Below are 25,163 nucleotides of genomic sequence, written 5' to 3' on the forward strand. Positions count from 1 at the left end.
CCCCGCGCCGAGCGGCCCGCGGCGGAGCCCACATGTCACAGACGGGAAGGGGCGGGGTGGGGGAAATGCCCCGCAGAGGCCCGCCCCGTCCCTACATCGCCCCCGCCACCCCCGGCCGAACCAACCCCGACTCGTACGCCACGATCACCAGCTGCGCCCGGTCCCTCGCGCCCAGCTTTCCCATGATCCGGCTGACATGGGTCTTCGCGGTCAGCGGGCTCAGCCCCAACTGCTCGGCGATCTCCGTGTTGTTCAGCCCTCGCGCGACCAACGCGAGAACCTGACGCTCCCGTTCGCTCAACTGCCCAGAGAGCGCGTCCGGCAGAGCGACCGCGGTCGGCGCCCGCAGCACCCTGGCGATCAGCCGAGACGTCGGGCCCGGCGACAGCAGGGACTCCCCCGCGGCCACCGTACGAATCGCCTCCAGCAACTCCCCCGGCTTCGTGTCCTTCACCAGGAAACCGGACGCCCCGGCCCGCAGCGCGTCGACGACATGCTCGTCCGTGTCGTACGTCGTCAGCATCAGGACCTTCACCCCGGCCAGGTCCTCGTCCTCCGCGAGGAGCCGCGTCGCCTCGATCCCATCGAGGTCCGGCATCCGGATGTCCATCACGATGAGATCCGCCCGCTCCGACCGGGCCAGGTCGACCGCCGCCCGGCCCGTGCCCGCCTGCCCCACCACCTCCATGTCCGGCGCGGACTCGACCAGCATCGCGAACGCCGCCCGTACCAGCGTCTGATCATCGGCAAGCAGCACACGGATCGTCATCAAAGCCCTTCCAGAGACGTAAGAGACGTGACGGACGCGACGGACTCACCAGATCCACTTGACCCACTTGACCGACTTGACCCACTTGACCGACTTGACCCACTCGACGCACCAGACACGACGGAAACCAGCGGCAGTACCCCCGACACCACGAAACCCCCGCCATCCCCAGGCCCCGCCTCCAACGTGCCCCCCACACTCCGCGCCCGCTCCCGCATCCCCACCAGGCCGAACCCGGGCGTGTGCGAGGGGTCCTCCGCCGCCCGCCCGTCATCCGTCACCGTCACCCGCAGCGCCGCGTCCGCCACCCGTATCTCCACCCGGATGGTGAGGTCCGGCCCACCGTGGCGGACCGCGTTCGTCAGCGCCTCCTGCACGATCCGGTACGCCGCCGCGCCCACGGCGGGCGGCGCCTCCACCTCCGGTACGACCAGGTCCACCTCGGCCCCCGAGATGCGCGCCGCCTCCGCCAGGTCGGGCAGCCCGTCGAGACCCGGCAGCGGCCCCCGCGTCTCCTCGGCCGTGCCCGCCCTCAGCACCTCCAGCGTGGCCCGCAGTTCACCCCGCGCCGAGCGGCAGGTGTCGGCGATGTCGTCCAGCGCCCTGGCCACCGCCGCCCGGTCGAGCCGCTCCGGATCCGCGGCGAGGACATGCGCCGCGACGGACGTCTGGACGCCGACCAGCGTGATGCTGTGGGCCAGCAGGTCGTGCAGATCACGGGCCACCCGCAGCCGTTCCTCCGCGACCCGCCGCCGCGCCTCCTCCTCGCGCGTACGCTCCGCCCGCTCGGCGCGCTCCAGGACGGAGGCGACGTACTGGCGGTGGATGCGCACGTACACGCCGAGCAGCAGTACGGAGACGATCCAGCCGGAGATCCTGAGCACCTCGGCCACCTGGTGCGGGGCCACGCTCGCGTTGAGGGTCATCGTGACGCCGACGACGAGGAGGCCGGTGATCAGGGCGCGGCGCGGGCGCCCGGAGGCGGCGACGGTGTAGAGCGCGACCATGCCCACCGGGACGGCGGCCATGTGCGTGTAGTCGACGGCATGGTACGGCGCGATGAAGGCGATCACGGCGAGCAGCACGAGCACGGGACGGCTCCGCCGCCACACCAGCGGCAGGTGCGCGCAGAGCAGCAGGCTCCACCCGAGGAGATCGGGGCGCCGCCCGTCCTCGACGAACGCGGCGAGCACGGCGGACAGCACCGCGAGCCCCGCCGCGAACAGCGCGTCGGTGCGCGGGGCGCGCCGGCTGCCGGGCACGGCGCCCGTGAAGGCCAGCAGTCCACGCGGCGCCGAGGCACGCCCTCGACCCTGACCTTGAATCCGGACCCGCGGTATGTCCCCCACAGCTGCATCCTCCCGTACGGGGGCGCCCCTCCGGGAGGGAAGGGGCGCCCCGCGGCCGTCAACTGTCAGCGGGCGGTGACCCGTTGAGGCTCGTTCTCCGCGGCGGGGCCGGAGGCCGGAGCCGGGCGCGAGAGGCTGCCCGGCCACCACACCTTCCGCCCCAGGGCCACGCTCGCGCTCGTCACCAGATATGTCCGCACCAGGAACGTGTCGAGCAGCACCCCGACCGCGATCACGAAGCCCAGCTCGACCAGTTGCACCAGCGGCATGTTGGTGAGCACCGCGAACGTCGCCGCGAGCACGAGGCCCGCCGACGCGATGACGCCGCCGGTCGTCCGCAGCGCGGTCAGCGCGACTGCCCCCGGCTCGGCGCCCGCGAGGGACTCCTCGCGCATGCGGTGCATCAGGAAGATGCCGTAGTCGACGCCCAGCGCGACGAGGAACACGAAGGACAGCAGGCCAAGACCCGGGTCCGTGCCCTCGAAGCCCATGAGCGGCTCGAAGACCAGGCCCGCGATGCCCAGCGAGGCGCCCCACACCGCGACCACCGCCGCGAGCAGCAGCAGCGGCGCGACGAGGGACCGCAGCAGGGCCACCAGGATCAGCAGCACCGCCGCGAGGACGAGGGGCACGATGATCAGCCGGTCGCGTTCGTTCGTGTCCTTCAGGTCCAGCTGCTGGGCGCTGGAGCCGCCCACGTACGAGCCGTCGAGGTCCGCGCGCAACGCCTCGATCGTCGCCGTCTCCCCCGCCGACTCGGGCGCGGAGGTCGCGATCACGGAGATCTCCGTCCAGCCCTTGGCCGTACGTCCCTTCTGCGCGCTGTCAACGCCCTTGGTGCCCTTGATCTCGGCGAGGGTGGCGGTGGCGCGGTCCTCGGGGGCCATCACGGTGATGGGCTGGGTGCCGCGTTCGGGGTAGGCGGCGGCGAGGGTCTCCATGGCGGTGACGGACTCGGGCGTCTTGGTGAAGGAGTCCTCCTGCTTCAGCGCGCCCGGCAGGTTCAGCGCCCCCAGGGCGAGCGCGCCGAGCAGCACGGCGCCGCCAGCCAGCACGGCGAGGGGCCTGCGCCCCGCCGAGCTGCCCATCATGGAGAAGAGACTGCGCCGCTGCTTGGGCTCGCTGCCGAAGGCCGGTACGAGCGGCCAGAAGACGCGCCGCCCCAGCAGGACGAGGAGCGCGGGCAGCAGCGTCAGCATCGCGGCGAGCGCGCACAGCACGCCGACGGTGCCCAGCGGGCCCATGCCTCGGCTGCTGTTGAGGTCGGCGGCGAGCAGGCAGAGCAGCCCGGCAGCGACCGTGCCCGACGAGGCGAGCACGGCGGGGCCGCAGCCCTTCAGCGCGGCGACCATCGCGTCGTAGGGGCGCTCGATCCTGCGCAGCTCCTCGCGGTAGCGGGCGACGATGAGCAGCGCGTAGTCCGTGCCCGCGCCGAACACGAGGATCGTCATCACGCCGCTGCTCTGGCCGGTGACGGAGGTCCCGAAGCCTTCGTGCAGTCCGTAGGCGACGCCCATCGCCAGGTAGTCCGCGATGCCCGCCACGGCGAGCGGCACGAGCCACAGGAGCGGGCTGCGGTAGATGACGATCAGGAGCAGCGCGACCACTGCGGCGGTCGTGTAGAGCAGCGGCCCGCCGAGCGAGTCGTAGACCTTGCCCGCGTCGGTGTCGAGCGCACCCGCGCCGCCCACGTCGACGCTCAACCCGCCCTCGCCGTGGGCGGCTTCGCGCACGTCGTCGACGAGCGCGTCCCTGGCCTCCTCGTCGTGGCCCGGCTCGGTGGTCACCACCGGGTACATCAGCGTGGTGCCGTCCTTCGACGGTACGGCGCGCGGGGTGCCGGTCAGTTGGTGGGCCTGGCCGATCCCGGCGACCTGCTGGGCCGCCGTTTCGCGGTCGGCGGCGGTCAGGCCGCCGTCACGGTGGTAGACGAGGACCAGCTCGGTGGCCTCGCCGCCCGGCAACTGGTCCTGGATCTCGGCCACTTGGGTGGAGTCGGCGCTGGCGGGGAGGTAGTCGACGATGCGGTCCTGCTGGGCGTCGGCCAGCTTGGACGCGAAGGGCCCGGCGAGCGCGATGACGGCTATCCACAGCCCGAGGAGCGCCCAGGGCACGGCTCGTCGGCGTCGTGCGGTGGTCTGTTCGGCCCGCATGACGGGCCTCCTTCCGGCAGGTTGGCAGGTTCAGTGCCAACCCTTCCGGAGGGGGTCACGCGATCCGTCGGGCGCGAGGGCGAGTTGGGGCGTACGGCACAGGGAGGCGAAGGAGTCGCACTACTCCCACGGGAGTAGTGGCCCGGAGCACGGCAGGGCTCGGGCCCGGAGCACGGCAGGATCAGAAGTGCGTCGTCCGCGCCGCCACCATGAGCCGCGTCACCTCGTCCGCCCCGATGGTCAGCGCGTCGCCCGCCGTGGTGAGCACCTCGCGCTCGGCCGGGGTGTACGGGCCGTCGGCGAGCGCGATCCGCGCGCCCTGGAGCAGCAGTGCCTCACGTCCGGCGGGGGCGAGGTGCGGGGCCAGGGGGCCGAGCGCCTCGTGCAGTTCTATGGCCAGACCGGGCCCGCAGTCCGGCACGGTCGCCCGGCCGGTGTCCGCGGCGAGCGCGTCGACGAGCGCGACGAGCTGTTCCTCGCAGGCGTCGTCGTACCCCGCGCCGCGCAGCGCGCCGACGGCCGCGTCGAGCGTCGTGCGCGAGGAGGTGCCGCCGGCGGCGAGGATCGCGAGGACGACGGTGTGCACGGCGTCGCGCACCATGGCCGAAAGGCGGGTGGTGGTGGGATGGTCGAGGACGTCCGTGCCGAAGTGGTCGCCGCAGGCGGCGCACTCGACGATGGGGCCCGCGACGCCGCGCGGCAGGACCGGGACGCCGAGCAGGACGAAGCGGCGACGGCCGGTGCGGCGCCGGTAGTTGCGGTCACCGCCGCAGCCTGGGCAGAAGAACTCGCCGTCGCCGACGGTGGTCCACGCCGTATGCATGCCGATCACGCGCCGGCGCAGGAACCGCCCGCGTGAAACGGGCGTGGCGAAGATGCGGGAGTCCCGGCCGTTTCGTCCCCGATCTGGCAGCACCACGCACCTCCGTAACGCCCCGGCAACATTGCCGCGTTGGGCGTGATGTTAGCCACATTGTTGATGTGGCGTCAGCACCCTGTACGAGAGATGGCCGGTAGACGACCTGGACACGGCCGCGCGCAAAAGCGCCGAACGGGCCCATTCGAGCCCGTCCGGCGCTTCTGCGTGACGTGGTGGAGCCGTGTGGCCGCCGGTCAGCGAGCCGCGCGGTTCACCGCGGAAACCGCGGCCTTCAGCGAGGCACGTGTCGTATTCGCGTCGATACCGATGCCCCACAGAACCTTGTCGCCGATCGCGCACTCGATGTACGAAGCGGCCTGCGCGGAGGCTCCTTCGCTCATCGTGTGCTCCTGGTAGTCCAGGAGGCGTACGTCGATGCCGATGCCCTGCAGCGCGTTGAAGAAGGCCGAGATCGGGCCGTTGCCGGTGCCGCTCAGGATCGTGTCGGCGCCGTCGACGGTCGCCTCGACGGTCAGCGTGTCCGTGCCGTCCTTGTCCGTGGTGGTCTGGCCGTTCTTGACCTGGATGCGGCCCCACGGGTTCTCGGGGTTGGGCAGGTACTCGTCCTGGAAGATGCCCCAGATCGCGTCCGGGGTGACCTCGCCGCCCTCGGTGTCGGTCTTCGTCTGGATGATCTTGGAGAACTCGACCTGCATGCGGCGCGGCAGGTCCAGCTTGTGGTCGTTCTGCAGGACGTAGGCGATACCGCCCTTGCCGGACTGCGAGTTGACGCGGATGACGGCCTCGTACGAACGGCCGACGTCCTTGGGGTCGATGGGCAGGTACGGGACGGCCCACTCGATGTCGTCGACCGTCTTGCCCTGCTGCTCGGCCCGGACGCCCATGGCCTCGAAGCCCTTCTTGATGGCGTCCTGGTGGGAGCCGGAGAAGGCGGTGTAGACGAGGTCGCCCGCGTACGGGTGACGGGGGTGGACCTCCATCTGGTTGCAGTACTCGGCGGTGCGGCGGATCTCGTCGATGTCGGAGAAGTCGATCTGCGGGTCCACGCCCTGCGAGAAGAGGTTCATGCCCAGCGTGACCAGGTCGACGTTGCCGGTGCGCTCGCCCTGCCCGAACAGGCAGCCCTCGATGCGGTCGGCGCCGGCCATGATGGCCAGTTCGGCGGCGGCGACGGCGGTGCCGCGGTCGTTGTGCGGGTGGACGGACAGGCAGACGTGCTCGCGCCGGGTCAGGTTGCGCGACATCCACTCGAAGCGGTCCGCGTGCGTGGAGGGCGTCGAACGCTCCACCGTGGCGGGCAGGTTGAGGATGATCTCGCGGCCCTCGGCGGGCTGCCACACGTCACAGACGGCCTCGCAGACCTCCAGGGCGAAGTCCAGCTCGGTGTCCGTGAAGATCTCGGGGCTGTACTGGTAGCCGAAAATCGTCTCGGGGCCCAGCAGCTTCTCCGCGTACTCCATGACCAGGCGCGTGCCGTCGACGGCGATCTGCTTGACCGCGTCCTTCGAGCCGCGGAAGACGACCTCGCGCCAGACGGGCGCGGTCGCGTTGTACAGGTGGACGGTGGCGCGCTTGGCGCCGACCAGCGACTCGACGGTGCGGGCGATCAGCTCTTCGCGGGCCTGCGTCAGGACGGAGATCGTGACGTCGTCCGGAATGGCGCCGTCCTCGATGATCGACCGTACGAAGTCGAAGTCGGTCTGGCCCGACGAGGGGAAGCCGACCTCGATCTCCTTGTAGCCCATGCGGACCAGCAGATCGAACATCTCGCGCTTGCGCGCCGGGGACATTGGGTCGATCAGCGCCTGGTTGCCGTCGCGCAGGTCCGTGGAGAGCCAGCGGGGAGCGACCGTGATCCGGTTGTCGGGCCACGTGCGGTCGGGGATGTCGACCTGGTCGTACTGGCCGTACTTGTGGATCGGCATGGACGTGGCGCGCTGCAGATTCGGCTTGATGGCCATGATGCGGGGGCTCCTCGGGAGTGTCCTTAAGGACGGCCGACGGTCGCTTCGCGAGCAACACCGAACTCCGCGGGGAGGGGGTCGGCCTCGACTACAGGCCCTCGCCGCGGCAGCTAAGGAGAAGCAGCCCGTAACGCATGATGCTCCGCAGCCTAGCCGAGCCGCGCTGTGTGCGCGGGTGCGTATCAGTATGCGGGATCGCCGTCAGGTTACGGCCAAGAGGTGATCAATACCTCTATTTCACTAATCATGGTTGCAGGTAGTGACAGCGGCATGACCCAGTGCCACATTGCCGCCATGACCGCCAACCCAGGCTTCGAGCCTGTCTTCTGCACCATCATTCCGCCCCACGTGCTCGACACTCTGGCCCAGAGTGACGACGCCACGCTCGCAGGCCCCGCCCGCCGCACCCTGGAGCGGGACGCCATCGAGCGCACCCACCGCCGTCTGACCACGGTCATCGGCGCCCCGTCCGTCTCGCTGCCCAGGGAAGCAGCGGAAGGCAAAGCGCACCGCACGATCCACGACGCCAAGCACAAGACCGAGCTGCCGGGACGCAAGGTCCGCGGCGAGGGCGAGAAGCCCGGCAAGGACGCGACCGTCAACCGCGCGTACGCGGGCCTCGGCGCGACCTTCGAGCTGTTCCTCAAGACCTACCAGCGCAACTCCATCGACGGCAGCGGCCTGCCGATGAACGCGACGGTCCACTACGGCGAGAAGTACGGGAACGCCTTCTGGAACGGCGAGCAGATGGTGTTCGGCGACGGTGACGGCGAGATCTTCCTCGACTTCACCATCCCCGTGGACGTCATCGGCCACGAGCTGACGCACGGCGTCGTGCAGTACACGGCGAACCTCACGTACTTCGGCCAGCCCGGCGCCCTGAACGAGTCCTTCGCCGACGTCTTCGGCTCGCTGATCAAGCAGTACACGCTCGGCCAGACCGCGTCCGAGGCCGACTGGCTGATCGGCGCCGGGCTGCTCGCCCCGCGCGTCACGGGCACGGCGCTGCGCTCCATGAAGGCCCCCGGCACGGCCTACGACGACGACGTGCTCGGCAAGGACCCGCAGCCGGCCGACATGGACCACTACGTCCGCACGGGCCGCGACAACGGCGGCGTGCACATCAACTCCGGCATCCCCAACCACGCCTTCTACCTGCTCGCCGAGGCGCTCGGCGGCAGCGCGTGGGAGCGGGCGGGCCAGATCTGGTACGCCGTCCTGACCGGCGGCCAGCTGGCGCAGGACGCGTCCTTCGAGGACTTCGCGAAGCTGACGGTGGCCGCGGCGCGCGACAAGTACGGAGAGGGCGAGGAGCACGGGGCCGTCGTGAAGGCCTGGTCCCAGGTCGGCGTGCCCACCAACTGAGCTACCCACCGGCCTCCCCATGGAGTAGACAGGTTCCATGCGTATCCAGGTGAAGCGCACGGGAGGATTCGCGGGCATCGAGCGGCACGCCGAGGTCGAGACCTCGGGACTGCCCGATGCCCACGAGTGGCAGGCCCTGGCCGAGGAGGCCGTGGCCCAGGGCAGGAGCACGCCGCCGATAGGCGTGCCGGACGGCTTCAGCTACCAGCTCACCGTCGACGGACACACGGTGTACTGCTCGGATCCACGCCTGACCGATCCGCAGCGGAAGCTGATCACGCGTGTCCTCAAGGAGGGCTCGTAAAGGAGGGGCGAAAAGGGCGGGCCCGTAAAACTTGAGCGGTGTTCACGTTTTCTGGGGTACGCCCATTGACTTCCGTACTCGGCCGTACGGAAGATCGCGCCCATGGCAGCGAGCGATGCGCGCGAACCACTCCCTCAGTTCCCCCGCGACTTCCTGTGGGGCGTGTCCACTTCGGCCCATCAGATCGAGGGCGCCGTCGACGAGCGCGGCCCCTCGGTCTGGGACGCGTTCACCGCGGTGCCGGGCAGGGTGAAGGACGGCACGACGGCCGCCGTCGCCTGCGACCACTACCACCGCTACCGCGAAGACGTCGCGCTCATCCGGGAGTTGGGGGTGGACGCGTACCGCTTCTCGGTGTCCTGGCCGCGCGTGCTGCCGGACGGGGCGGGCGAGGTGAGCGGCGCGGGCCTGGACTTCTACGACCGCCTGGTCGACGAGCTGTGCGCGGCGGGCGTGCGCCCCGTCCCGACGCTCTTCCACTGGGACACCCCGCTCGCGCTCGCGGCCGACGGCGGCTGGCTGCGGCGGGACACGGCCGAGCGTTTCGCCGAGTACGCGGCCGTGGTGGCGGCCCGCATCGGCGACCGCGCCAAGAAGTGGATCACTCTGAACGAACCCGCCGAGCACACCCTGCTCGGTCACGCCCTCGGCCAGCACGCGCCCGGCGAGCAGCTCATGTTCGACGCGCTGCCGGCGGCGCACCACCAGCTCCTGGCGCACGGTCTCGCCGTACGGGCGCTGCGCGCGGCCGGCGTCACGGACATCGGCATCGCCAACTCGCACGGCCCCACCTGGCCGGCGTCGGCCTCGCCCGAGGACACGCAGGCGGCGGACTTCTACGACGTACTCCTCAACCGCCTGTTCGCGGACCCGCTGATCCTGGGCCGGTACCCGGACGGCATCGCGGAGTTGCTCGCGTCCGGGGGCGACATCGAGGCCGACCTGTCGGTCATCGCGGAGCCGATCGACTGGTACGGGATCAACTTCTACCAGCCGACGAAGGTGGGGGCGCCGCTACCGGCCGGGGCGTCGACGCCGACAGAGTTCTCCGGTCTGACGCTTCCGCCCGAACTCCCCTTTTCCCCCAGGGAGATCGAGGGCAGGCCGGTCACGGACTTCGGCTGGCCGGTGGTCCCGGAAGCGCTCACCGAGCTCCTGACCGGCTTCCGCGACCGGTACGGCGACCGCCTGCCGCCGCTGGTGATCACCGAGAACGGCTGCTCGTACGAAGGGATCGACGACCGGCGGCGGATCGACTACCTCGGCGGCCATCTCCGGGCGTTGCACCGGGCGTTGGAGGAGGGAGTGGACGTGCGCGGCTACTTCGTCTGGTCCCTGATGGACAACTTCGAGTGGGCGGAGGGCTACCGGCAGCGCTTCGGTCTCGTCCACGTCGACTACACCACCCTGGAGCGCACCCCGAAGGCCTCGTACGCGTGGCTGCGCGAGACGCTGCGGGCCCAGCGGGCATGACCACGACGCCGGTCGACGACGCGCTGCGGGAGCCGACCGAACGGGTCGGGCGGAGCTGGACGTCCGCGCTGTCGCTCGCCAACGGGGCGATCTGGGTGGGCTGGTACGGCCCGCTCCAGATCCTCCTGGCCCTTCAGGCGGAGGACCTCGCCCCGGCCGGCACGTCCAAGGAGACGGTCCTCGCGTGGGTGGCGGGGGCGGGCGCGGTGGTGTCCCTTGCCTCCAACCCGCTCTTCGGGGCGCTCTCGGACCGGACGGTGTCGCGCTTCGGGCGGCGCACGCCGTGGATCGTGGCGGGCACGGCGGGCGGCGCGGCGGCGCTCCTGCTGCTGTCGGCCGCGGGGTCCGTGTGGTGGATGGCGGCGGGCTGGTGCCTGGTCCAGCTCACGCTGAACGCCGCGTTCGCCGCGGTCACGGCGGCGGTGCCGGACCGGGTGCCGCGGCGCCAGCGGGGCGCGGTGGGCGGCTGGCTGGGGGCCGCGCAGCTGCTGGGCGTGGTGGTGGGGACGGGGCTCGCGACGGTGGCCGGGGGTGTGGGCGCGGGGTACGCGGCGTGCGCGGTGTTCACGGTGGCGGGGGTCCTGCCGTACGTGCTGCGCCACCGGGACCTGCGCCTGGCGCCGCGGGACAGGCCGCCGTTCGCGTGGCGGTCGTTCGCCGCCGCCTTCTGGCTGAGCCCGCGCCGCTACCCGGACCTGGGCTGGGCCTGGCTGACCCGCTTCCTGATCAACCTGAGCAACGCCCTGGTCCTGCTCTATCTCCTCTACTACCTGCGGGACCGCCTGGACTACGCCGACCCGGACGAGGGCGTACTGATCCTCACGGCGGTGAACGGCCTGACGCTGCTCGCGACGGTGGTCGTGGGCGGCGTCTGGTCGGACCGCGTGGGCCGCCGCAAGCCGTTCGTGCTCTGGTCGGGCGTCCTGATGGCGGTGGCCACGGCCGTGCTGGCCGGCTGGCAGACGTGGCCGGGCGCGATCGTCGCGGCGGCGGTGCTCGGGGTCGGCTTCGGCGTCTTCACGTCGGTGGACTTCGCCCTGATGACGGACGTCCTGCCCCAGGCCATGGACCGCGGCAAGGACATGGGCGTCATCAACATCGCCAACTCCCTGCCCCAGGTGGCGGCCCCGGCCCTCGCGGCCCCGATCGTGACGCACCTGGGCGGCTACCGGGTGCTGTACCTGGTGGCGGCGGTGGTGGGCCTGGCCGGGGCGCTCCTGGTGACGCGGATCAGGGGCGTGCGGTAGCCGGAGGCTCGGCGGCCCTCAGAAGCCGAGCTTGCGCAACTGCTTGGGGTCGCGCTGCCAGTCCTTGGCGACCTTCACGTGCAGGTCCAGGAAGACCGGCGTACCGAGCAGGGCCTCGATCTGCTGGCGGGACTTGATCCCGACCTCCTTGAGGCGCTTGCCCTTCGGGCCGATGATGATGCCCTTCTGGCTGGGGCGCTCGATGTAGACGTTGGCGTGGATGTCGAGCATCGGCTTGTCCGCGGGGCGGTCCTCGCGCGGCAGCATCTCCTCGACCACGACGGCGATGGAGTGCGGCAGCTCGTCCCGCACGCCTTCGAGCGCGGCCTCGCGGATCAGCTCGGCGACCATGACCTGCTCGGGCTCGTCCGTGAGGTCGCCCTCGGGGTAGAGCGGCGGGCTCTCGGGGAGCATCGGGACGATCAGGTCCGCGAGCAGCTTGACCTGCTTGTCGCCGACCGCCGACACCGGCACGATCTGCGCCCACTCGAAGCCGAGCTCCTTGCCGAGCTGGTCGATGGCGATGAGCTGCTCGGCGAGCGTCTTGCTGTCGACGAGGTCGGTCTTCGTCACGACCGCGATCTTCGGCGTCTTCTTGATCGTCGCCAGTTCCTTGGCGATGAACCGGTCGCCGGGGCCGAGCTTCTCGTTCGCGGGCAGGCAGAACCCGATGACGTCGACCTCGGCCCACGTCGTACGGACGACGTCGTTGAGCCGCTCGCCGAGCAGCGTGCGCGGCTTGTGGAGCCCGGGGGTGTCCACCAGGATCAGCTGGGCGTCCGGGCGGTGCACGATGCCGCGCACCGTGTGCCGCGTGGTCTGCGGCTGGTTCGCCGTGATCGCCACCTTCTGGCCGACCAGAGCATTCGTGAGGGTGGACTTGCCCGCGTTGGGGCGGCCCACGAAGCAGGCGAAGCCGGCGCGGTGGGGTGCCGCGGACGGCTCGGATGACTCGGTACGAACGCTCATGGCGCCCATTCTCCCTGATCGACGGAGGGCCGCAGCACGCCGAGGCACCGATCGGGCACCGATGAGGCGCCGGTACGGCATCGGTGAGCTCCCGGAAACTCTTGCGCAACACGAAACACGGCGGAAACGCCCGGGTGCCCGTTCCGAAACGCGCGGCGGTGACGCTCTCCCTCTGCCCCCACCCGGAGGAGAGATTCCCCGTGCAGACCGTGTACGCGTCGTACTCACCGCACTCGCTCACCACGCACCTGGCCGCGGCCAAGGGCCCCGACACCGGTGACACGGCCTGGCTGCTCGCCGCCACCGCCCTCGTCCTCCTGATGACGCCGGGCCTCGCGCTCTTCTACGGCGGCATGGTCCGCACGAAGAGCGTCCTCAACATGCTGCTCATGAGTTTCGTGTCGATCGCCCTGGTCACGGTGGTGTGGCTGCTCGTCGGCTACTCGCTCGCGTTCGGCGACGACGCCTTCGCGGGGCTGATCGGCGGCGTCGACCACCTGGGCATGGCGGGCATCGGCCCGAGCACGCTGACGGGGACGGTCCCGACCCTGCTGTTCACCACGTTCCAGCTGACCTTCGCGATCCTCACCACGGCGCTGATCAGCGGCGCGATCGCGGACCGCACGAAGTTCGCCGCGTGGCTCGTCTTCGTGCCGGTGTGGGCGCTGCTCGTATACGTTCCCGTGGCGCACTGGGTCTGGGGCCCGGACGGCTGGATCTCCTCCTCGCTCGGCGCCATGGACTTCGCGGGCGGCCTGGTCGTCGAGATCGCGTCCGGCGCGTCCGGCCTGGCGCTCGTCCTGGTCATCGGCCCGCGCATCGGCTTCAGGAAGGACGCCATGCGCCCGCACAACCTGCCGATGGTCCTGATGGGCGCGGGTCTGCTCTGGTTCGGCTGGCTCGGCTTCAACGGCGGCTCGGCCCTCGGCGCGAACGGCCTCGCGGCGGCCTCCCTCCTCAACACCCTGCTCGCCGGCTGCACCGGCCTGCTCGGCTGGCTCTTCGTGGAGCAGCGGCGCGACGGCCACCCCACCACGTTCGGCGCGGCGTCGGGCGCGGTGGCGGGCCTGGTGGCGATCACGCCCGCGTGCGGGGTCGTCGGGGTGCTCGGGGCCGCGGTGGTCGGTCTGGCGGCGGGCGTGGTCTGCTCGTACGCCGTGGCGTGGAAGTTCCGTCTCGGCTACGACGACTCGCTGGACGTCGTGGGCGTCCACCTGGTCGGCGGCGTGGTCGGCACGCTCCTGATCGGCCTGTTCGCGACGGCCACGATGACGGACGGCGCGGAGGGCCTGTTCTACGGGGGCGGGCTCGTGCAGCTGGGCAAGCAGGCGGTGGCGGTGCTCGTCGTGGCGGCGTACACCTTCGCGGTGACGTACGGCATCGGCAAGGTCATCGACAAGGTGATGGGCTTCCGCGCGTCCGAGGAGGACGAACTGACGGGCCTCGACCAGACGCACCACGCGGAGACGGCCTACGATCACGGCGTCCTGGTCGGCGGCCCACTGAAGGGCAGCACCGTGTCGCACCACCCGAAGGGGAGCACCCTCGCATGAAGCTCGTGACCGCGGTCATCAAGCCGTTCCGTCTCGACGAGGTGAAGACGGCCCTCCAGGAGCTGGGCGTACAGGGCCTCACGGTCACCGAGGCGAGCGGGTACGGGCGCCAGCGGGGGCACACGGAGGTGTACCGGGGCGCAGAGTACCAGGTGGACCTGGTGCCGAAGGTGCGCATCGAGGTCGTGGTCGAGGACCCCGACCTGGACCCGGTCATCGACGCGATCGTGCGCGCGGCGGCGACGGGGAAGATCGGGGACGGGAAGGTGTGGGCGGTACCGGTGGAGACGGTCGTGCGGGTCCGGACCGGTGAGCGGGGTCCGGACGCGGTGTGATCCCGTCCCGGCGCGGAGACCGGACGCCGCCCGCGACAGGAGTGGAAAAGCCCTACGGCGGTGACAGTGGTGCGTCGTACTCTTGGCAGTGCAAGGCTGTCGAGCGGCCACCAAGCCCCGCATGAGGAGGATGAGCAGGCCATAGTGCCGGCCCATGACTCAGACACCCACAGCTCCTACCCCTGCCCAGGGCCAGTCGCGAGCACACTTCACCGTTCCGGCGACCCATCCGATGGTGACGGTGCTCGGTTCCGGAGACGCCCTGTTGCGCGTGATCGAAAAGGCCTTCCCGGCGGCCGACATCCATGTCCGGGGCAATGAGATCAGCGCTGTCGGTGAGGCCCATGAAGTCACCCTCATCCAGCGTCTGTTCGACGAGATGATGCTGGTGCTCCGCACCGGTCAGCCGATGACGGAGGACGCAGTGGAACGCTCGATCGCCATGCTCAGGGCGGACGAGGCGGGCGAGGGCGACGGCCAGGAGACCCCGGCCGAGGTCCTCACGCAGAACATCCTCTCGTCCCGGGGCCGCACGATCCGCCCCAAGACGCTCAACCAGAAGCGCTACGTCGACGCCATCGACAAGAACACGATCGTGTTCGGCATCGGCCCCGCGGGCACCGGCAAGACGTATCTCGCCATGGCCAAGGCCGTGCAGGCCCTGCAGGCCAAGCAGGTCAACCGCATCATCCTGACCCGCCCCGCCGTCGAGGCCGGCGAGCGGCTCGGCTTCCTGCCGGGCACGCTCTACGAAAAGATCGACCCGTACCTGCGTCCGCTGTACGACGCGCTGCACGACATGCTCGACCCGGACTCGATCCCGCGCCTGATGGCGGCGGGCACCATCGAGGTGGCCCCGCTGGCGTACATGCGCGGCCGGACGCTGAACGACGCGTTCATCATCCTGGACGAGGCGCAGAACACCAGCGTCGAGCAGATGAAGATGTTCCTCACCCGCCTCGGCTTCGAGTCGAAGATCGTGATCACGGGTGACGTCACGCAGGTCGACCTGCCGAACGGCACCAAGTCGGGTCTGCGGCAGGTCCAGGACATCCTGGAGGGCATCGACGACGTGCACTTCTCGCGGCTCACGTCCCACGATGTCGTACGGCACAAGCTGGTCGGCCGTATCGTCGACGCGTACGAGAAGTACGACGACAGTCAGCAGAACCAGAAAAACGGGAAGTAGCGGAAGCCGCACCATGTCGATCGACGTCAACAACGAATCCGGAACCGAGGTCGACGAGCAGGCGATCCTCGACATCGCCCGCTACGCCCTCGCGCGGATGCGCATCCACCCGCTCTCCGAGCTCTCGGTGATCGTCGTGGACGAGGACGCCATGGAGCAGCTCCACATCCAGTGGATGGACCTGCCGGGACCGACGGACGTCATGTCCTTCCCGATGGACGAGCTGCGCCCGCCCGCCAAGGACGAGGAGGAGGCCCCGCAGGGCCTCCTCGGCGACATCGTGCTCTGCCCCGAGGTCGCGCTCAAGCAGGGCCGGGAAGCTCCCACGGAGCACTCCATGAACGAGGAGCTCCAGCTGCTCACCGTCCATGGAGTGCTCCATCTGCTCGGGTACGACCATGAGGAGCCGGACGAGAAGGCCGAGATGTTCGGTCTCCAGGCGGCCATCGTCGACGGCTGGCGTGGTGAGAACGGCCTGACCGGGCCCTCTCCCGCGCCGACCGTCTCCTAGGCCCATGAGTTTCCAGCTGATCGCGGGCGCCGTCGCCCTGATCGTCGTCGCCTGGCTCGCCGCCTGCGCGGAGGCGGGCATCGCCCGCACCTCCAGCTTCCGGGCGGAGGAGGCGGTGCGCTCCGGTCGGCGCGGCAGCGCGAAGCTCGCGCAGGTCGCCGCCGACCCCACCCGCTATCTCAACGTGGCGCTGCTCGTGCGCGTCGCGTGCGAGATGGCCGCGGCGTCCCTGGTGACGTACGCGTGCCTGAAGGAGTTCCCCGAGACCTGGGAGGCGCTCGCGGTCGCCATCGCGGTGATGGTCCTCGTCTCGTACGTGGCCGTGGGCGTCTCGCCGCGCACCATCGGCCGCCAGCACCCGCTCAACACGGCGACCGCCGCGGCGTACGTACTGCTGCCGCTGGCCCGCGTCATGGGCCCGATCCCGCCGCTCCTGATCCTCATCGGCAACGCGCTCACGCCCGGCAAGGGCTTCAGGCGCGGCCCGTTCGCCTCCGAGGCCGAGCTGCGCGCGATGGTCGACCTCGCCGAGAAGGAATCCCTCATCGAGGACGACGAGCGCCGCATGGTGCACTCCGTCTTCGAGCTCGGCGACACCCTCGTCCGCGAAGTCATGGTGCCCCGGACGGACTTGGTCGCCATCGAGCGCTTCAAGACGATCCGCCAGGCGCTCACCCTCGCCCTGCGCTCCGGTTTCTCGCGGATTCCGGTGACGGGCGAGAGCGAGGACGACGTCGTCGGCATGGTGTATCTGAAGGACCTGGCCCGCAAGACGCACATCAACCGCGACAGCGAGTCGGACCTGGTGTCGACGGCGATGCGCCCGGCGACGTTCGTGCCCGACACGAAGAACGCGGGCGACCTGCTGCGCGAGATGCAGCAGGAGCGCAATCACGTCGCCGTCGTCATCGACGAGTACGGCGGCACGGCCGGCATCGTCACCATCGAGGACATCCTGGAGGAGATCGTCGGCGAGATCACCGACGAGTACGACCGTGAACTGCCGCCCGTCGAGGAGCTCGACGACGGCTGCTACCGCGTCACCGCACGCCTCGACATCGGTGACCTCGGCGAGCTCTTCGGGCTCGACGAGTTCGACGACGAGGACGTCGAGACGGTCGGCGGCCTGCTCGCCAAGGCGCTCGGCCGGGTGCCGATCGCCGGGGCCTCGGCGCTCGTGCCGCTGCCGGACGGGCGTGAGCTGCGGCTCACCGCGGAATCCGCCGCCGGGCGGCGGAACAAGATCGTGACGGTGCTCGTGGAGCCGGTCGCGCCGGCGGACGCGGAGAAGGAGACGTCGTGACCCCGCAGGAGCTGCGCGCGTTCTGCCTGTCGTTCAACGACGTGGTGGAGGAGTTCCCGTTCGGTCCCGATGCCTCGGTCTTCAAGGTCGCCGGGAAGATGTTCGCGCTGAGCTCGCTGGACGGGAAGCCGCTGACCGTGAACCTGAAGTGCGATCCGGACATGGCGGTCCAGCTGCGCGCCGCGCACCCGGAGATCGTGCCGGGGTGGCACATGAACAAGCGGCACTGGAACACCGTGACGGTGGACGCGCACCTCCCGGACCCGCAGGTCCGGGAGCTGATCGAGGATTCGTACGACCTGGTGGTCGCGGGTCTGCCGAAGGCGGTGCGCCTGCGGCTCGACCGGCCCTAGGCGTCGCGCCGCGTGCGCGGGCCCGGTGGCCGTACGGCCCTCCGTGCTCCGTATGCTCGGCGTATGACCGAGAGTGCTGCGCTTGACGCTGAGGACCGGAAGATCGTTACGCTGGCTCGTTCGGCACGGGCGCGGAACGGGGTGGCCGAGGGAGCCGCTGTGCGGGACGAGACGGGGCGTACGTACGTCGCCGGGACCGTCGCGCTCGCCTCGCTGAAGCTTTCCGCGCTGCGGACCGCCGTGGCCATGGCGGTGGCGTCCGGGGCCGAGTCCCTCGAGGCGGCGGCGGTCGTCTCCGCCGAGGAGGAGCTCTCCGCGGAGGACCTCGCCGCCGTGGCGGACCTCGGTGGAGCCGGGACGCCGGTGTTCCTGGCGGGGCCCGACGGAGAGGTCCGGGTGCGGGCCCAGGCCGGCTGACGCTTCCCCTGACGTTCCCCGCTGTGCCCATGGGCGCCAGGCGCGCCCATGGGCACAGCGGCCCCTACGCGGACCGGAAGCCGATCGTGGGCACGGCCCTGCGCAGCGGCCACGGACGGGTGGCCTCCGGAAGCAGGCCCTCCAGGAAGCCGTAGCGCCGCAGCGCCATCGGGTCCTGGTCGTCGACCTCGCGCACGGTCCGCCACCACGTGGCGACCTCCGCCCAGCCAGGCGCCGACAGGGACCCCCCGAACTCCTGCACCGAGAGCGCCGCCGTGAGCCCCGCGAAGGCGAGCCGGTCCGCGAGGGGCCAGTCGGCCAGGGTGCCGGTCACGAAGCCCGCCACGAAGACATCACCGGCCCCCGTCGGGTCGAGGGCCTCGACCGCGATGGCCGGGACCTCGGCGGTCTCGCCGGTCCGCCCGTCCACCGCGTACGCCCCTTCGGCGCCCAGCGTCACCACGGCTAGCGGAACGTGCTCGGTCAGCGCCCGCGCGGCGGCCCGGGGGCACTGGGTCCGCGTGTAGCGCATGGCCTCCTCCGCGTTCGGCAGGAACGCCTCGCAGTGCTCCAGGTCGGCGAGCCCCGCCAGATCCCAGCGCCCGGTGTCGTCCCAGCCCACGTCGGCGAAGATCCGCGTGCCCGAGCGCGCGGCCTCGGCGATCCACGGCGCGCGCGTGCCGGGCGTCAGGGAGGCGACGGCGGCACGCGCGCGTGGCGGGCAGGCCGGGGCGCCACCGTCCGGGGACTTCGCGTCGGGCGGCGGCTCGTGCCCGTGGCTGACCATGGTCCGCTCGCCCTCGTACGCCATGGAGACGGTCACCGGGGAGTGCCAGCCGGGCACGGTGCGCGAGGTCGCGAGGTCGATGCCCTCGCCCTGTTCGAGCGCGTCCCAGCAGTACTCCCCGTAGTGATCGTCCCCGAAGGCCGCCGCGAGCGAGGTGCGCAGCCCGAGGCGGGCGAGGGCGGTCGCCATGTTGGCGACGCCACCGGGGCTCGACCCCATTCCGCGGGCCCAGGACTCGGTGCCGCGCACCGGCGCGGAGTCGAGGCCGGTGAAGATGATGTCGAGGAAGACCGTGCCGGTGAGGAAGACGTCGCAGGGCGGATCGCCTGCTCTGCGGGCTCCCTTGAGCGGGTCGATGCTGGGTTTGAGGGGTACGACCATGCAGGCAACGTAACGGATGGAGACCATCGGGGGCCGAACGACGGACGGGTCGAAGCTCGGCCCCGGCGGCCCATCAGTCGAACGAATGGGCCGCGACCTCGGCGAGGTACTTCGCCCGCAGCGCCTCGTCCTCGGCGCTCCCGTCGAGGAACGACGCCTCGAAGGAGTTCCGCGCGAGCTCCCGCAGCCGCTCCTGGTCGATCCCCAGGGCTTCCCGCACCGCGTGGAAGGTGTCGTCGACGTAGCCGCCGAAGTACGCGGGGTCGTCGGAGTTGATGGTGCACAGCAGCCCGGCGTCCATCATCCGCGCCAGCGGGTGCTCTTCGAGTACGTCGATGGCGCGCAGCCGGACGTTGGACAGCGGGCAGAGGGTGAGCGGAATCCGTTCCCGCACGAGCCGCTCCACCAGCTCCGGGTCCTCCATGCACCGCAGCCCGTGGTCGATGCGCTCGACGCCCAGGACGTCCAGGGCCTCGGTGATGTACGCGGGCGGCCCCTCCTCGCCGGCGTGCGCGACCCGGCGCAGGCCGAGCGCGGCAGCCGCCTCGTACACCTCGCGGAACTTGGCGGGCGGGTGCCCGACCTCGGCGGAGTCGAGCCCGACGCCCACGATCCGGTGCAGATGGGGCTTGGCGGCCTCCAGGGTCTCCAGCGCCGACTCGGCGGACTGGTCCCGCAGGAAGCACATGATGAGCCGGGTCGTGATCCCGTGCCGCTCCTCGCTGTGCTCCAGGGCGCGCCCGAGTCCCTCCATCACGGTGCCGATACCGACGCCGCGCACCATGTGCGCCTGCGGGTCGAAGAAGATCTCGGCGTGCCGCACGCCCTGCTGGGCGGCGCGCGCGAGGTAGGCGTCGGCGAGCTCTTCGAAGTCCTGCTCGGTGAGCAGGACGGCCATCAACCCGTAGTACAGATCGAGAAAGGACTGCAGGTCGTCGAAGAGATAGGCCTTGCGCAGCGCTTCGGTGTCCGCGTACGGGAGGGTGACGCCGTTGCGGGCGGCGAGGGCGAAGGCCAGCTCGGGTTCGAGGGTGCCCTCGATGTGGAGGTGGAGTTCGGCTTTGGGAAGGGGCATGGCGGCGGCTCACTCAGGTGGTTCGTTTGGGCAGAGGTACACGCAACAGGTCTTGCGCGACGGTGAGTTCACCGTCGAATCCCGCATCCCGGGCCTGCTGCTCGAATACGCCGGGGTCGGGGTAACGCTGACTGAAATGGGTCAGTACGAGATGACGGACTCCGCAGTCCACCGCGACCCGGGCGGCCTGCCCCACGGTCAAATGCCCGTGATCAGAGGCGAGTTGCACATCCTCGTCAAGGAAGGTGGACTCGATGACGAGCATGTCGCAGCCGTCGGCGAGGGCGAGGACGCCGTCGCACAGCCGGGTGTCCATCACGAAGGCGAACCGCTGCCCCCGCCGCACGGAGCTCACCTCGTCGAGCGTGACGTCCCCCAGCGCGCCCTCGCGCTGCAGGCGCCCCACGTCGGGCCCGGAGATGCCGCGCGCGGCGAGCAGCTCGGGCACCATCCGCCGCCCGTCGGGCTCGGTGATGCGATAGCCGAAGGACTCGACGGGATGGGAGAGCCTGACGGCGTCGAGGACGAAGGAGGGGGCGACGGCCAGGGGCCCGTCACCGGCGACGGGTTCGACGACGAGCGAGACCGTCTCCCGGTAGGCGGTGGCGTACCGCAGCCGGTCGAAGAAGTGCTGCCCCGAGAGCGGGAAATGCACGGTCACGTCATGCGGGACGCGGTCGAGATTGATCCGCTGGATGACACCGGGCAGCCCCAGCGAGTGGTCGCCGTGGAAGTGCGTGACACAGATCCGGTGCAGGTCGTGCGCGGCGACCCCGGCACGCAGCATCTGGCGCTGGGTGCCCTCGCCGGGGTCGAAGAGGATGCCCTGCCCGTCCCAGAGCAGGACGTATCCGTTGTGGTTGCGGTGCCGGGTGGGGACCTGGCTCGCGGTGCCGAGGACCACCAATTCGCGTACGGACAAGGTGGGTTATCCCGGAGGCCACTGCAGGCCGCGTCCGCCGAGGACGTGGGCGTGCGCGTGGAAGACGGTCTGCCCGGCGCCGGAGCCGGTGTTGAAGACGATGCGATAGCTCTCCGCCTTCTCCTCCGCGGCGACCTCGCCGGCCTCGCGCAGGACGTCGGCGGCGATGGCGGGTTCGGCGGCGGCGAGGGAGGCGGCGTCCGGGTAGTGCGCCTTGGGGATGACGAGGACGTGAGTGGGGGCCTGCGGGTTGATGTCCCGGAAGGCGACGGTCGTGTCCGTCTCCCTGACGACGGTCGCGGGTACGTCACCCGCGACGATCTTGCAGAACAGGCAGTCTGCCTGCGGTTCTCCCGCCATGGGGCGCCTCCGGTCTGAGCAGGTTGTATCGGGCCCCCCGCATGCTATCGGGGCTGCGCCCCCGCCTGACCGCTCCCCTCAGCCCCCACCTCTCCCAGGCACCCGCATCCACCTCTGAACGAACAAGCTTTCCCACCCACCCGAATGCCCGCAGTCGGCAGCGCTCAGGAGGGGCCGGACGATAGCGAGGACGGACATACCGGCGCGGCACCGCACCCACCCACTGACCAGACCCGCCCCGCGCCGCCCTCACACCCCCGGCAGCTCCGGCGCCGTCTTGGGCGGCGTGGTCTCCAGGGCTGAGAGGGCCAGGCGGATCGCCTCGTCCAGTTGGGGGTCCCTGCCCGCCGCGTAGTCCTCCGGGGTCGTCACCACCTCCACGTCCGGGTCAACGCCGTAGTTCTCGACCCCCCACCCGTACCCCTCCAGCCAGAACGCGTACTTCGGCTGCGTCACCAGCGTCCCGTCCACCAGCCGGTAGCGGCTGTCGATCCCCACCACCCCGCCCCACGTCCGCGTCCCCACCACGGGCCCGATCCCCAGCGCCTTGATCGCCGCGTTCACGATGTCCCCGTCGGAACCGGAGAACTCGTTGGCGACAGCGACGACCGGACCCCGAGGCGCGTCCGCCGGGTAGCTGAAGGGCTGCGCGCCCCGCGGCAGGTCCCAGCCCACGATCTTGCGGGCCAGCTTCTCCACCACCAGCTGAGACGTGTGCCCGCCGCGGTTCTCCCGTACGTCCACCACCAGACCGTCCCGCGCCACCTCCACCCGCAGGTCCCGGTGGATCTGCGCCCAGCCGGGAGCCTGCATGTCCGGCACGTGGAGATACCCGAGCCGCCCCCCTGACCGCTCGTGGACGTACGCACGCCGGTCCACCACCCAGGCGTGGTACCGCAACGGCTCCTCGTCGTCGACGGGGATCACCACCGCGTGCCGCGGGTCACCGCCCCCCGCGGGCGACACCGTCAGCTCCACCGGCTTCCCCGCCGTACCCACCAGCAGCGGCCCCGGCCCCGTCACCGAGTCCACCGGCCGCCCCGCGACCGCCAGCAACGCGTCGCCCACCCGCACCGCCACCCCCGGCGCCGCGAGCGGTGACTGGGCGGAGGGGTCCGACGTCTCCGACGGCAGGATCCGGTCGATGCGCCACGCCCCGTCCTCGCCCCGCGAGACATCCGCCCCGAGCAGCCCCTGCCGCACGGCCGAACTCCCCCAGCCCCCGCCGCCCATGACGTACGCGTGCGACGTGCCCAGCTCCCCGGCGACCTCCCACAGCAGGTCCACGAGGTCGTCGTGCGTGGCCACCCGGTCGAGGACCGGGCGGTAGCGGTCGAGCACCCCGTCCCAGTCCACCCCTCCCAGGTCCGGCCGCCAGAAGTTGTCCCGCATGAGGCGCCCCGCCTCGTCGTACATCTGGCGCCACTCGGCGGCGGGGTCGACGGTCTGGCGCACGCGCGTGAGGTCGACGGTGATGTTCGAGTCGGAGCTCTCGTCGCCGGAGGCCCGCCGGTCGCTCGGCACCACCTTCAGCTTTCCGTCGGCCCACAGCAGCACCCGCTTCCCGTCGCCGCTGACGGCGAAGTGGTCGGCGTCCGAAGCCAGTTCCTCGATGCGCTGCTGCACCAGGTCGTACCGCTCCAGCTCGGTGCGCGGGTCGGGGTCCGAGGGGGTCGCGCGGGAGGCGCCGAGGACGCCCCGCACGGGGTGCCGCAGCCACAGGAGGCCGTCCTTGGCGGCCCGCAGGGTCGAGTAGCGGGCGGCCTCGACCGGGAACGGCACGATGCGGTCGGCGAGCCCGTCGAGGTCGATGCGGGTGACGGGCGAGCCCTCGCTGTCCGGGGTCTCGTCCTTGTCGGGGGCCTCGAAGGGGCGCCCGTGCCGCTGCGGCCCGAAGGGTGAGGGAGTGGTGGCCGCCAGCGTGATCAGGTGCGGCCGCGAGCCGCCGACGAAAGCCAGGTCGAAGACGTGCTCGTCGTACACCGGATCAAAGGCACGCGCGGACAGGAACGCCAGATGCTTGCCGTCGAGCGTGAACGCGGGCGCGTAGTCGCGGAACCGCAGCGGCGTCGCCTCGGACACCGAGAGATCAGCCGTGTTCGCCAGCTTCAGCTGGCGCAGCGGACGCGGACCCGGGTGCGACCACGCGAGCCAGGCCGAGTCCGGCGAGAAGACGAGCCCGGTGGCGTCCCCGTGCTCCCCGCGGTCGACCTCGCGCACCTCCCCGCTCTCCCGCTCCACCAGGAGCACCCGCCCGTCGTGCGAGGCGACGGCGGCCCTGCTGCCGTCGGGGGCGATGGCGATGTTGAGCACCCGGCCCAGCTGCCCCGCGGCGATCCTGCGCGGCGTCGCCCCCGGCGAGAGCCCCGTGGCCGGCGCGAACTGGAGCGCGTCGTCGCCCTCCGCGTCCGTCACCCAGACCACGTGCTCCTCGCCGTCCACGCGGAACGTGCGCGGCAGCCGTGCGCGCACCCCGTGCTCGGCGGCGAGTGCGCGGGCGGGCCCCTCGCGGTGGGTCACCCAGTGCACCCCGCCGCGCACGGAGACGGCACTGCCCCGCGCCGTGTGATCGGGAGCGGCGGCACCGAACCAGCGCGCCGCGCTCACGGGGAACGGCTGGAGGTCGGTGCGCTGACCGCCCAGACGGACGTCGACGCGGCGCGGCTCGGCGTCCACCAGGTCGTCCAGGAGCCAGAGTTCGCCCGCCGAGGTGTACACGACGCGGGTGCCGTCGGTCGCGGCGTGCCGGGCGTAGAAGCCGTCGGTGCCGGTGTGGCGGCGCAGGTCGGAGCCGTCGGGCAGCGAGGAGTAGAGGGCGCCGACGCCTTCGTGGTCGGAGAGGAAGGCGATCCGCTCTCCCACCCACAGCGGATACTCGATGTTCCCGTCGAGCTCTTCATGGACGCGTACGAAGCGGGCCTCGCCGCCCGCCGCATCGTCCGCGTCCCCGCGCCGGATCCAGAGCTTGCCCGCCGTGCCGCCGCGGTACCGCTTCCACCAGGCGGCCTCGCGCCCCATCGGCGCGGAGAGCAGCAGGATCTGGCCGTCCCGCGGGCCGTGCGCGACATCGCCCACGACGCCGTACGGCAGCGTGTCCGCGGGCCCGCCGTCCAGCGGGACGGCCCGCGCCCAGCTGCGGCGCAGGGAGGCCTGGCCGGCCGTGCTGACCGCGAGGACCCGCCCGTCCGGGGTCCAGCCCCGCACCGCGGTGCGTGAGCTGCCCCAGTACGTCAGGCGTCTGGAGGAGCCGCCGTCGACCGGGGCGACATGCACCTCGGGGGCGCCGTCCCGCGTGGACGTCCAGGCGATGGTCGTCCCGTCCGGGGAGATGCGGGGGTGGTTCACCGGCATGTTGTCGGCGCTGACGCGCCATGCCCGGCCGCCGTCGAGGGGCGCGACCCAGACGTCGTCCTCGGCGGTGAAGGCGATCAACTCGCCGCGCAGATGCGGAAACCGTAGATACGCAGAGTGCCCAGTCAGTGTCACACAGCCAGCCTAGGCAGC

The 25,163-nt window shown here is 71.3% G+C and carries 22 protein-coding genes; 11 read left to right on the plus strand and 11 right to left on the minus strand.

Going from position 1 to position 25,163, the window contains the following annotated elements; translation table 11 throughout:
• Nucleotides 1-91 precede the first annotated feature (91 nt).
• The 5 genes from ACZ6ZP_RS04165 to leuA all read right to left on the minus strand — a co-directional run bounded on the left by ACZ6ZP_RS04165 (nt 92) and on the right by leuA (nt 7,112).
• Entirely contained in the window at nt 92-769 is a 678-nt protein-coding gene (locus ACZ6ZP_RS04165; protein WP_351160365.1) for a response regulator transcription factor, read from the minus strand.
• A complete protein-coding gene (locus tag ACZ6ZP_RS04170; RefSeq protein ID WP_469405469.1) occupies nt 769-2,118 on the minus strand; it encodes a sensor histidine kinase in 1,350 nt (449 codons plus the stop codon). Before ACZ6ZP_RS04170 ends, ACZ6ZP_RS04165 begins: the two co-directional genes overlap by 1 nt.
• A 65-nt stretch (nt 2,119-2,183) precedes the next feature.
• A complete protein-coding gene (locus tag ACZ6ZP_RS04175; RefSeq protein ID WP_469405471.1) occupies nt 2,184-4,271 on the minus strand; it encodes an MMPL family transporter in 2,088 nt (695 codons plus the stop codon).
• Between the two features lie 181 nt (nt 4,272-4,452).
• Nucleotides 4,453-5,187 carry a TerB family tellurite resistance protein gene (locus ACZ6ZP_RS04180; protein ID WP_383818815.1) on the minus strand — a complete coding sequence of 245 codons (735 nt, stop codon included), beginning with the start codon at nt 5,185-5,187 and terminating at the stop codon, nt 4,453-4,455.
• A 197-nt stretch (nt 5,188-5,384) separates the two neighbouring features.
• The gene (gene leuA, locus ACZ6ZP_RS04185; protein WP_351160376.1) at nt 5,385-7,112 is read right to left on the minus strand and encodes a 2-isopropylmalate synthase; all 1,728 of its coding nucleotides are present in this window, start codon (nt 7,110-7,112) and stop codon (nt 5,385-5,387) included.
• A gap of 297 nt (nt 7,113-7,409) precedes the next feature.
• Between leuA and ACZ6ZP_RS04190 the strand changes: the two genes are divergently transcribed.
• The 4 genes from ACZ6ZP_RS04190 to ACZ6ZP_RS04205 all read left to right on the plus strand — a co-directional run bounded on the left by ACZ6ZP_RS04190 (nt 7,410) and on the right by ACZ6ZP_RS04205 (nt 11,504).
• Nucleotides 7,410-8,480, plus strand: coding sequence for a M4 family metallopeptidase (locus ACZ6ZP_RS04190; protein WP_351160378.1), 1,071 nt, complete (start codon nt 7,410-7,412; stop codon nt 8,478-8,480).
• A gap of 37 nt (nt 8,481-8,517) precedes the next feature.
• A complete protein-coding gene (locus tag ACZ6ZP_RS04195) occupies nt 8,518-8,784 on the plus strand; it encodes a protealysin inhibitor emfourin (protein WP_361462423.1) in 267 nt (88 codons plus the stop codon).
• A 102-nt stretch (nt 8,785-8,886) separates the two neighbouring features.
• Nucleotides 8,887-10,257, plus strand: a complete 1,371-nt coding sequence (locus ACZ6ZP_RS04200) for a GH1 family beta-glucosidase (protein ID WP_469405476.1) — start codon at nt 8,887-8,889, stop codon at nt 10,255-10,257.
• Complete coding sequence (locus ACZ6ZP_RS04205; RefSeq protein WP_361462418.1) at nt 10,254-11,504, plus strand: MFS transporter; 1,251 nt, start codon at nt 10,254-10,256, stop codon at nt 11,502-11,504. Before ACZ6ZP_RS04200 ends, ACZ6ZP_RS04205 begins: the two co-directional genes overlap by 4 nt.
• Nucleotides 11,505-11,522: 18 nt before the next feature.
• Here ACZ6ZP_RS04205 and era read toward each other — a convergent pair whose 3' ends face one another.
• Entirely contained in the window at nt 11,523-12,473 is a 951-nt protein-coding gene (era, locus tag ACZ6ZP_RS04210) for a GTPase Era (protein ID WP_351160389.1), read from the minus strand.
• Nucleotides 12,474-12,673: 200 nt separating this feature from the next.
• On the opposite strand from era, the gene ACZ6ZP_RS04215 reads away from it, so the two are divergent.
• The 7 genes from ACZ6ZP_RS04215 to ACZ6ZP_RS04245 all read left to right on the plus strand — a co-directional run bounded on the left by ACZ6ZP_RS04215 (nt 12,674) and on the right by ACZ6ZP_RS04245 (nt 18,134).
• Nucleotides 12,674-14,026 carry an ammonium transporter gene (locus ACZ6ZP_RS04215; protein WP_469405479.1) on the plus strand — a complete coding sequence of 451 codons (1,353 nt, stop codon included), beginning with the start codon at nt 12,674-12,676 and terminating at the stop codon, nt 14,024-14,026.
• Nucleotides 14,023-14,361, plus strand: coding sequence for a P-II family nitrogen regulator (locus ACZ6ZP_RS04220; protein WP_344527404.1), 339 nt, complete (start codon nt 14,023-14,025; stop codon nt 14,359-14,361). The genes ACZ6ZP_RS04215 and ACZ6ZP_RS04220 overlap by 4 nt, the downstream gene beginning before the upstream one ends.
• 154 nt (nt 14,362-14,515) lie before the next feature.
• Nucleotides 14,516-15,550 (plus strand): PhoH family protein, encoded by a 1,035-nt coding sequence (locus ACZ6ZP_RS04225; RefSeq protein ID WP_351160392.1) that lies wholly within the window; start codon nt 14,516-14,518, stop codon nt 15,548-15,550.
• Nucleotides 15,551-15,563: 13 nt separating this feature from the next.
• Nucleotides 15,564-16,061 (plus strand): rRNA maturation RNase YbeY, encoded by a 498-nt coding sequence (ybeY, locus tag ACZ6ZP_RS04230; RefSeq protein WP_351160395.1) that lies wholly within the window; start codon nt 15,564-15,566, stop codon nt 16,059-16,061.
• 4 nt (nt 16,062-16,065) lie between these two features.
• Nucleotides 16,066-17,364, plus strand: a complete 1,299-nt coding sequence (locus ACZ6ZP_RS04235; protein ID WP_383818822.1) for a hemolysin family protein — start codon at nt 16,066-16,068, stop codon at nt 17,362-17,364.
• Nucleotides 17,361-17,717 (plus strand): MmcQ/YjbR family DNA-binding protein, encoded by a 357-nt coding sequence (locus tag ACZ6ZP_RS04240; protein WP_351160400.1) that lies wholly within the window; start codon nt 17,361-17,363, stop codon nt 17,715-17,717. Before ACZ6ZP_RS04235 ends, ACZ6ZP_RS04240 begins: the two co-directional genes overlap by 4 nt.
• A 63-nt stretch (nt 17,718-17,780) precedes the next feature.
• Nucleotides 17,781-18,134 carry a cytidine deaminase gene (locus ACZ6ZP_RS04245; RefSeq protein ID WP_351160402.1) on the plus strand — a complete coding sequence of 118 codons (354 nt, stop codon included), beginning with the start codon at nt 17,781-17,783 and terminating at the stop codon, nt 18,132-18,134.
• 64 nt (nt 18,135-18,198) lie between these two features.
• Here ACZ6ZP_RS04245 and ACZ6ZP_RS04250 read toward each other — a convergent pair whose 3' ends face one another.
• From ACZ6ZP_RS04250 to ACZ6ZP_RS04270, 5 genes are all read right to left on the minus strand, one after another.
• Complete coding sequence (locus ACZ6ZP_RS04250; RefSeq protein ID WP_351160406.1) at nt 18,199-19,302, minus strand: carbohydrate kinase family protein; 1,104 nt, start codon at nt 19,300-19,302, stop codon at nt 18,199-18,201.
• Nucleotides 19,303-19,375: 73 nt separating this feature from the next.
• Complete coding sequence (locus ACZ6ZP_RS04255) at nt 19,376-20,377, minus strand: adenosine deaminase (protein ID WP_351160409.1); 1,002 nt, start codon at nt 20,375-20,377, stop codon at nt 19,376-19,378.
• 13 nt (nt 20,378-20,390) lie between these two features.
• Nucleotides 20,391-21,299 carry a ribonuclease Z gene (locus ACZ6ZP_RS04260; RefSeq protein WP_469405481.1) on the minus strand — a complete coding sequence of 303 codons (909 nt, stop codon included), beginning with the start codon at nt 21,297-21,299 and terminating at the stop codon, nt 20,391-20,393.
• Between the two features lie 6 nt (nt 21,300-21,305).
• Nucleotides 21,306-21,659, minus strand: a complete 354-nt coding sequence (locus ACZ6ZP_RS04265) for a histidine triad nucleotide-binding protein (protein WP_351160414.1) — start codon at nt 21,657-21,659, stop codon at nt 21,306-21,308.
• Nucleotides 21,660-21,908: 249 nt separating this feature from the next.
• A complete protein-coding gene (locus ACZ6ZP_RS04270) occupies nt 21,909-25,139 on the minus strand; it encodes a S41 family peptidase (protein WP_469405798.1) in 3,231 nt (1,076 codons plus the stop codon).
• Nucleotides 25,140-25,163: the final 24 nt, after the last annotated feature.

This window comes from Streptomyces sp. NPDC054047, assembly GCF_055585065.1.

Bases quoted from the DNA above. Each gene is read 5' to 3' on its own strand.
- ACZ6ZP_RS04165 (WP_351160365.1), bottom strand. From the start codon at position 769: ATGACGATCCGTGTGCTGCTTGCCGATGATCAGACGCTGGTACGGGCG.
- ACZ6ZP_RS04175 (WP_469405471.1), bottom strand. From the start codon at position 4,271: ATGCGGGCCGAACAGACCACCGCACGACGCCGACGAGCCGTGCCCTGG.
- leuA (WP_351160376.1), bottom strand. From the start codon at position 7,112: ATGGCCATCAAGCCGAATCTGCAGCGCGCCACGTCCATGCCGATCCAC.
- ACZ6ZP_RS04190 (WP_351160378.1), top strand. From the start codon at position 7,410: ATGACCGCCAACCCAGGCTTCGAGCCTGTCTTCTGCACCATCATTCCG.
- ACZ6ZP_RS04195 (WP_361462423.1), top strand. From the start codon at position 8,518: ATGCGTATCCAGGTGAAGCGCACGGGAGGATTCGCGGGCATCGAGCGG.
- ACZ6ZP_RS04200 (WP_469405476.1), top strand. From the start codon at position 8,887: ATGGCAGCGAGCGATGCGCGCGAACCACTCCCTCAGTTCCCCCGCGAC.
- ACZ6ZP_RS04205 (WP_361462418.1), top strand. From the start codon at position 10,254: ATGACCACGACGCCGGTCGACGACGCGCTGCGGGAGCCGACCGAACGG.
- era (WP_351160389.1), bottom strand. From the start codon at position 12,473: ATGAGCGTTCGTACCGAGTCATCCGAGCCGTCCGCGGCACCCCACCGC.
- ACZ6ZP_RS04220 (WP_344527404.1), top strand. From the start codon at position 14,023: ATGAAGCTCGTGACCGCGGTCATCAAGCCGTTCCGTCTCGACGAGGTG.
- ACZ6ZP_RS04225 (WP_351160392.1), top strand. From the start codon at position 14,516: ATGACTCAGACACCCACAGCTCCTACCCCTGCCCAGGGCCAGTCGCGA.
- ybeY (WP_351160395.1), top strand. From the start codon at position 15,564: ATGTCGATCGACGTCAACAACGAATCCGGAACCGAGGTCGACGAGCAG.
- ACZ6ZP_RS04235 (WP_383818822.1), top strand. From the start codon at position 16,066: ATGAGTTTCCAGCTGATCGCGGGCGCCGTCGCCCTGATCGTCGTCGCC.
- ACZ6ZP_RS04245 (WP_351160402.1), top strand. From the start codon at position 17,781: ATGACCGAGAGTGCTGCGCTTGACGCTGAGGACCGGAAGATCGTTACG.
- ACZ6ZP_RS04250 (WP_351160406.1), bottom strand. From the start codon at position 19,302: ATGGTCGTACCCCTCAAACCCAGCATCGACCCGCTCAAGGGAGCCCGC.
- ACZ6ZP_RS04255 (WP_351160409.1), bottom strand. From the start codon at position 20,377: ATGCCCCTTCCCAAAGCCGAACTCCACCTCCACATCGAGGGCACCCTC.
- ACZ6ZP_RS04265 (WP_351160414.1), bottom strand. From the start codon at position 21,659: ATGGCGGGAGAACCGCAGGCAGACTGCCTGTTCTGCAAGATCGTCGCG.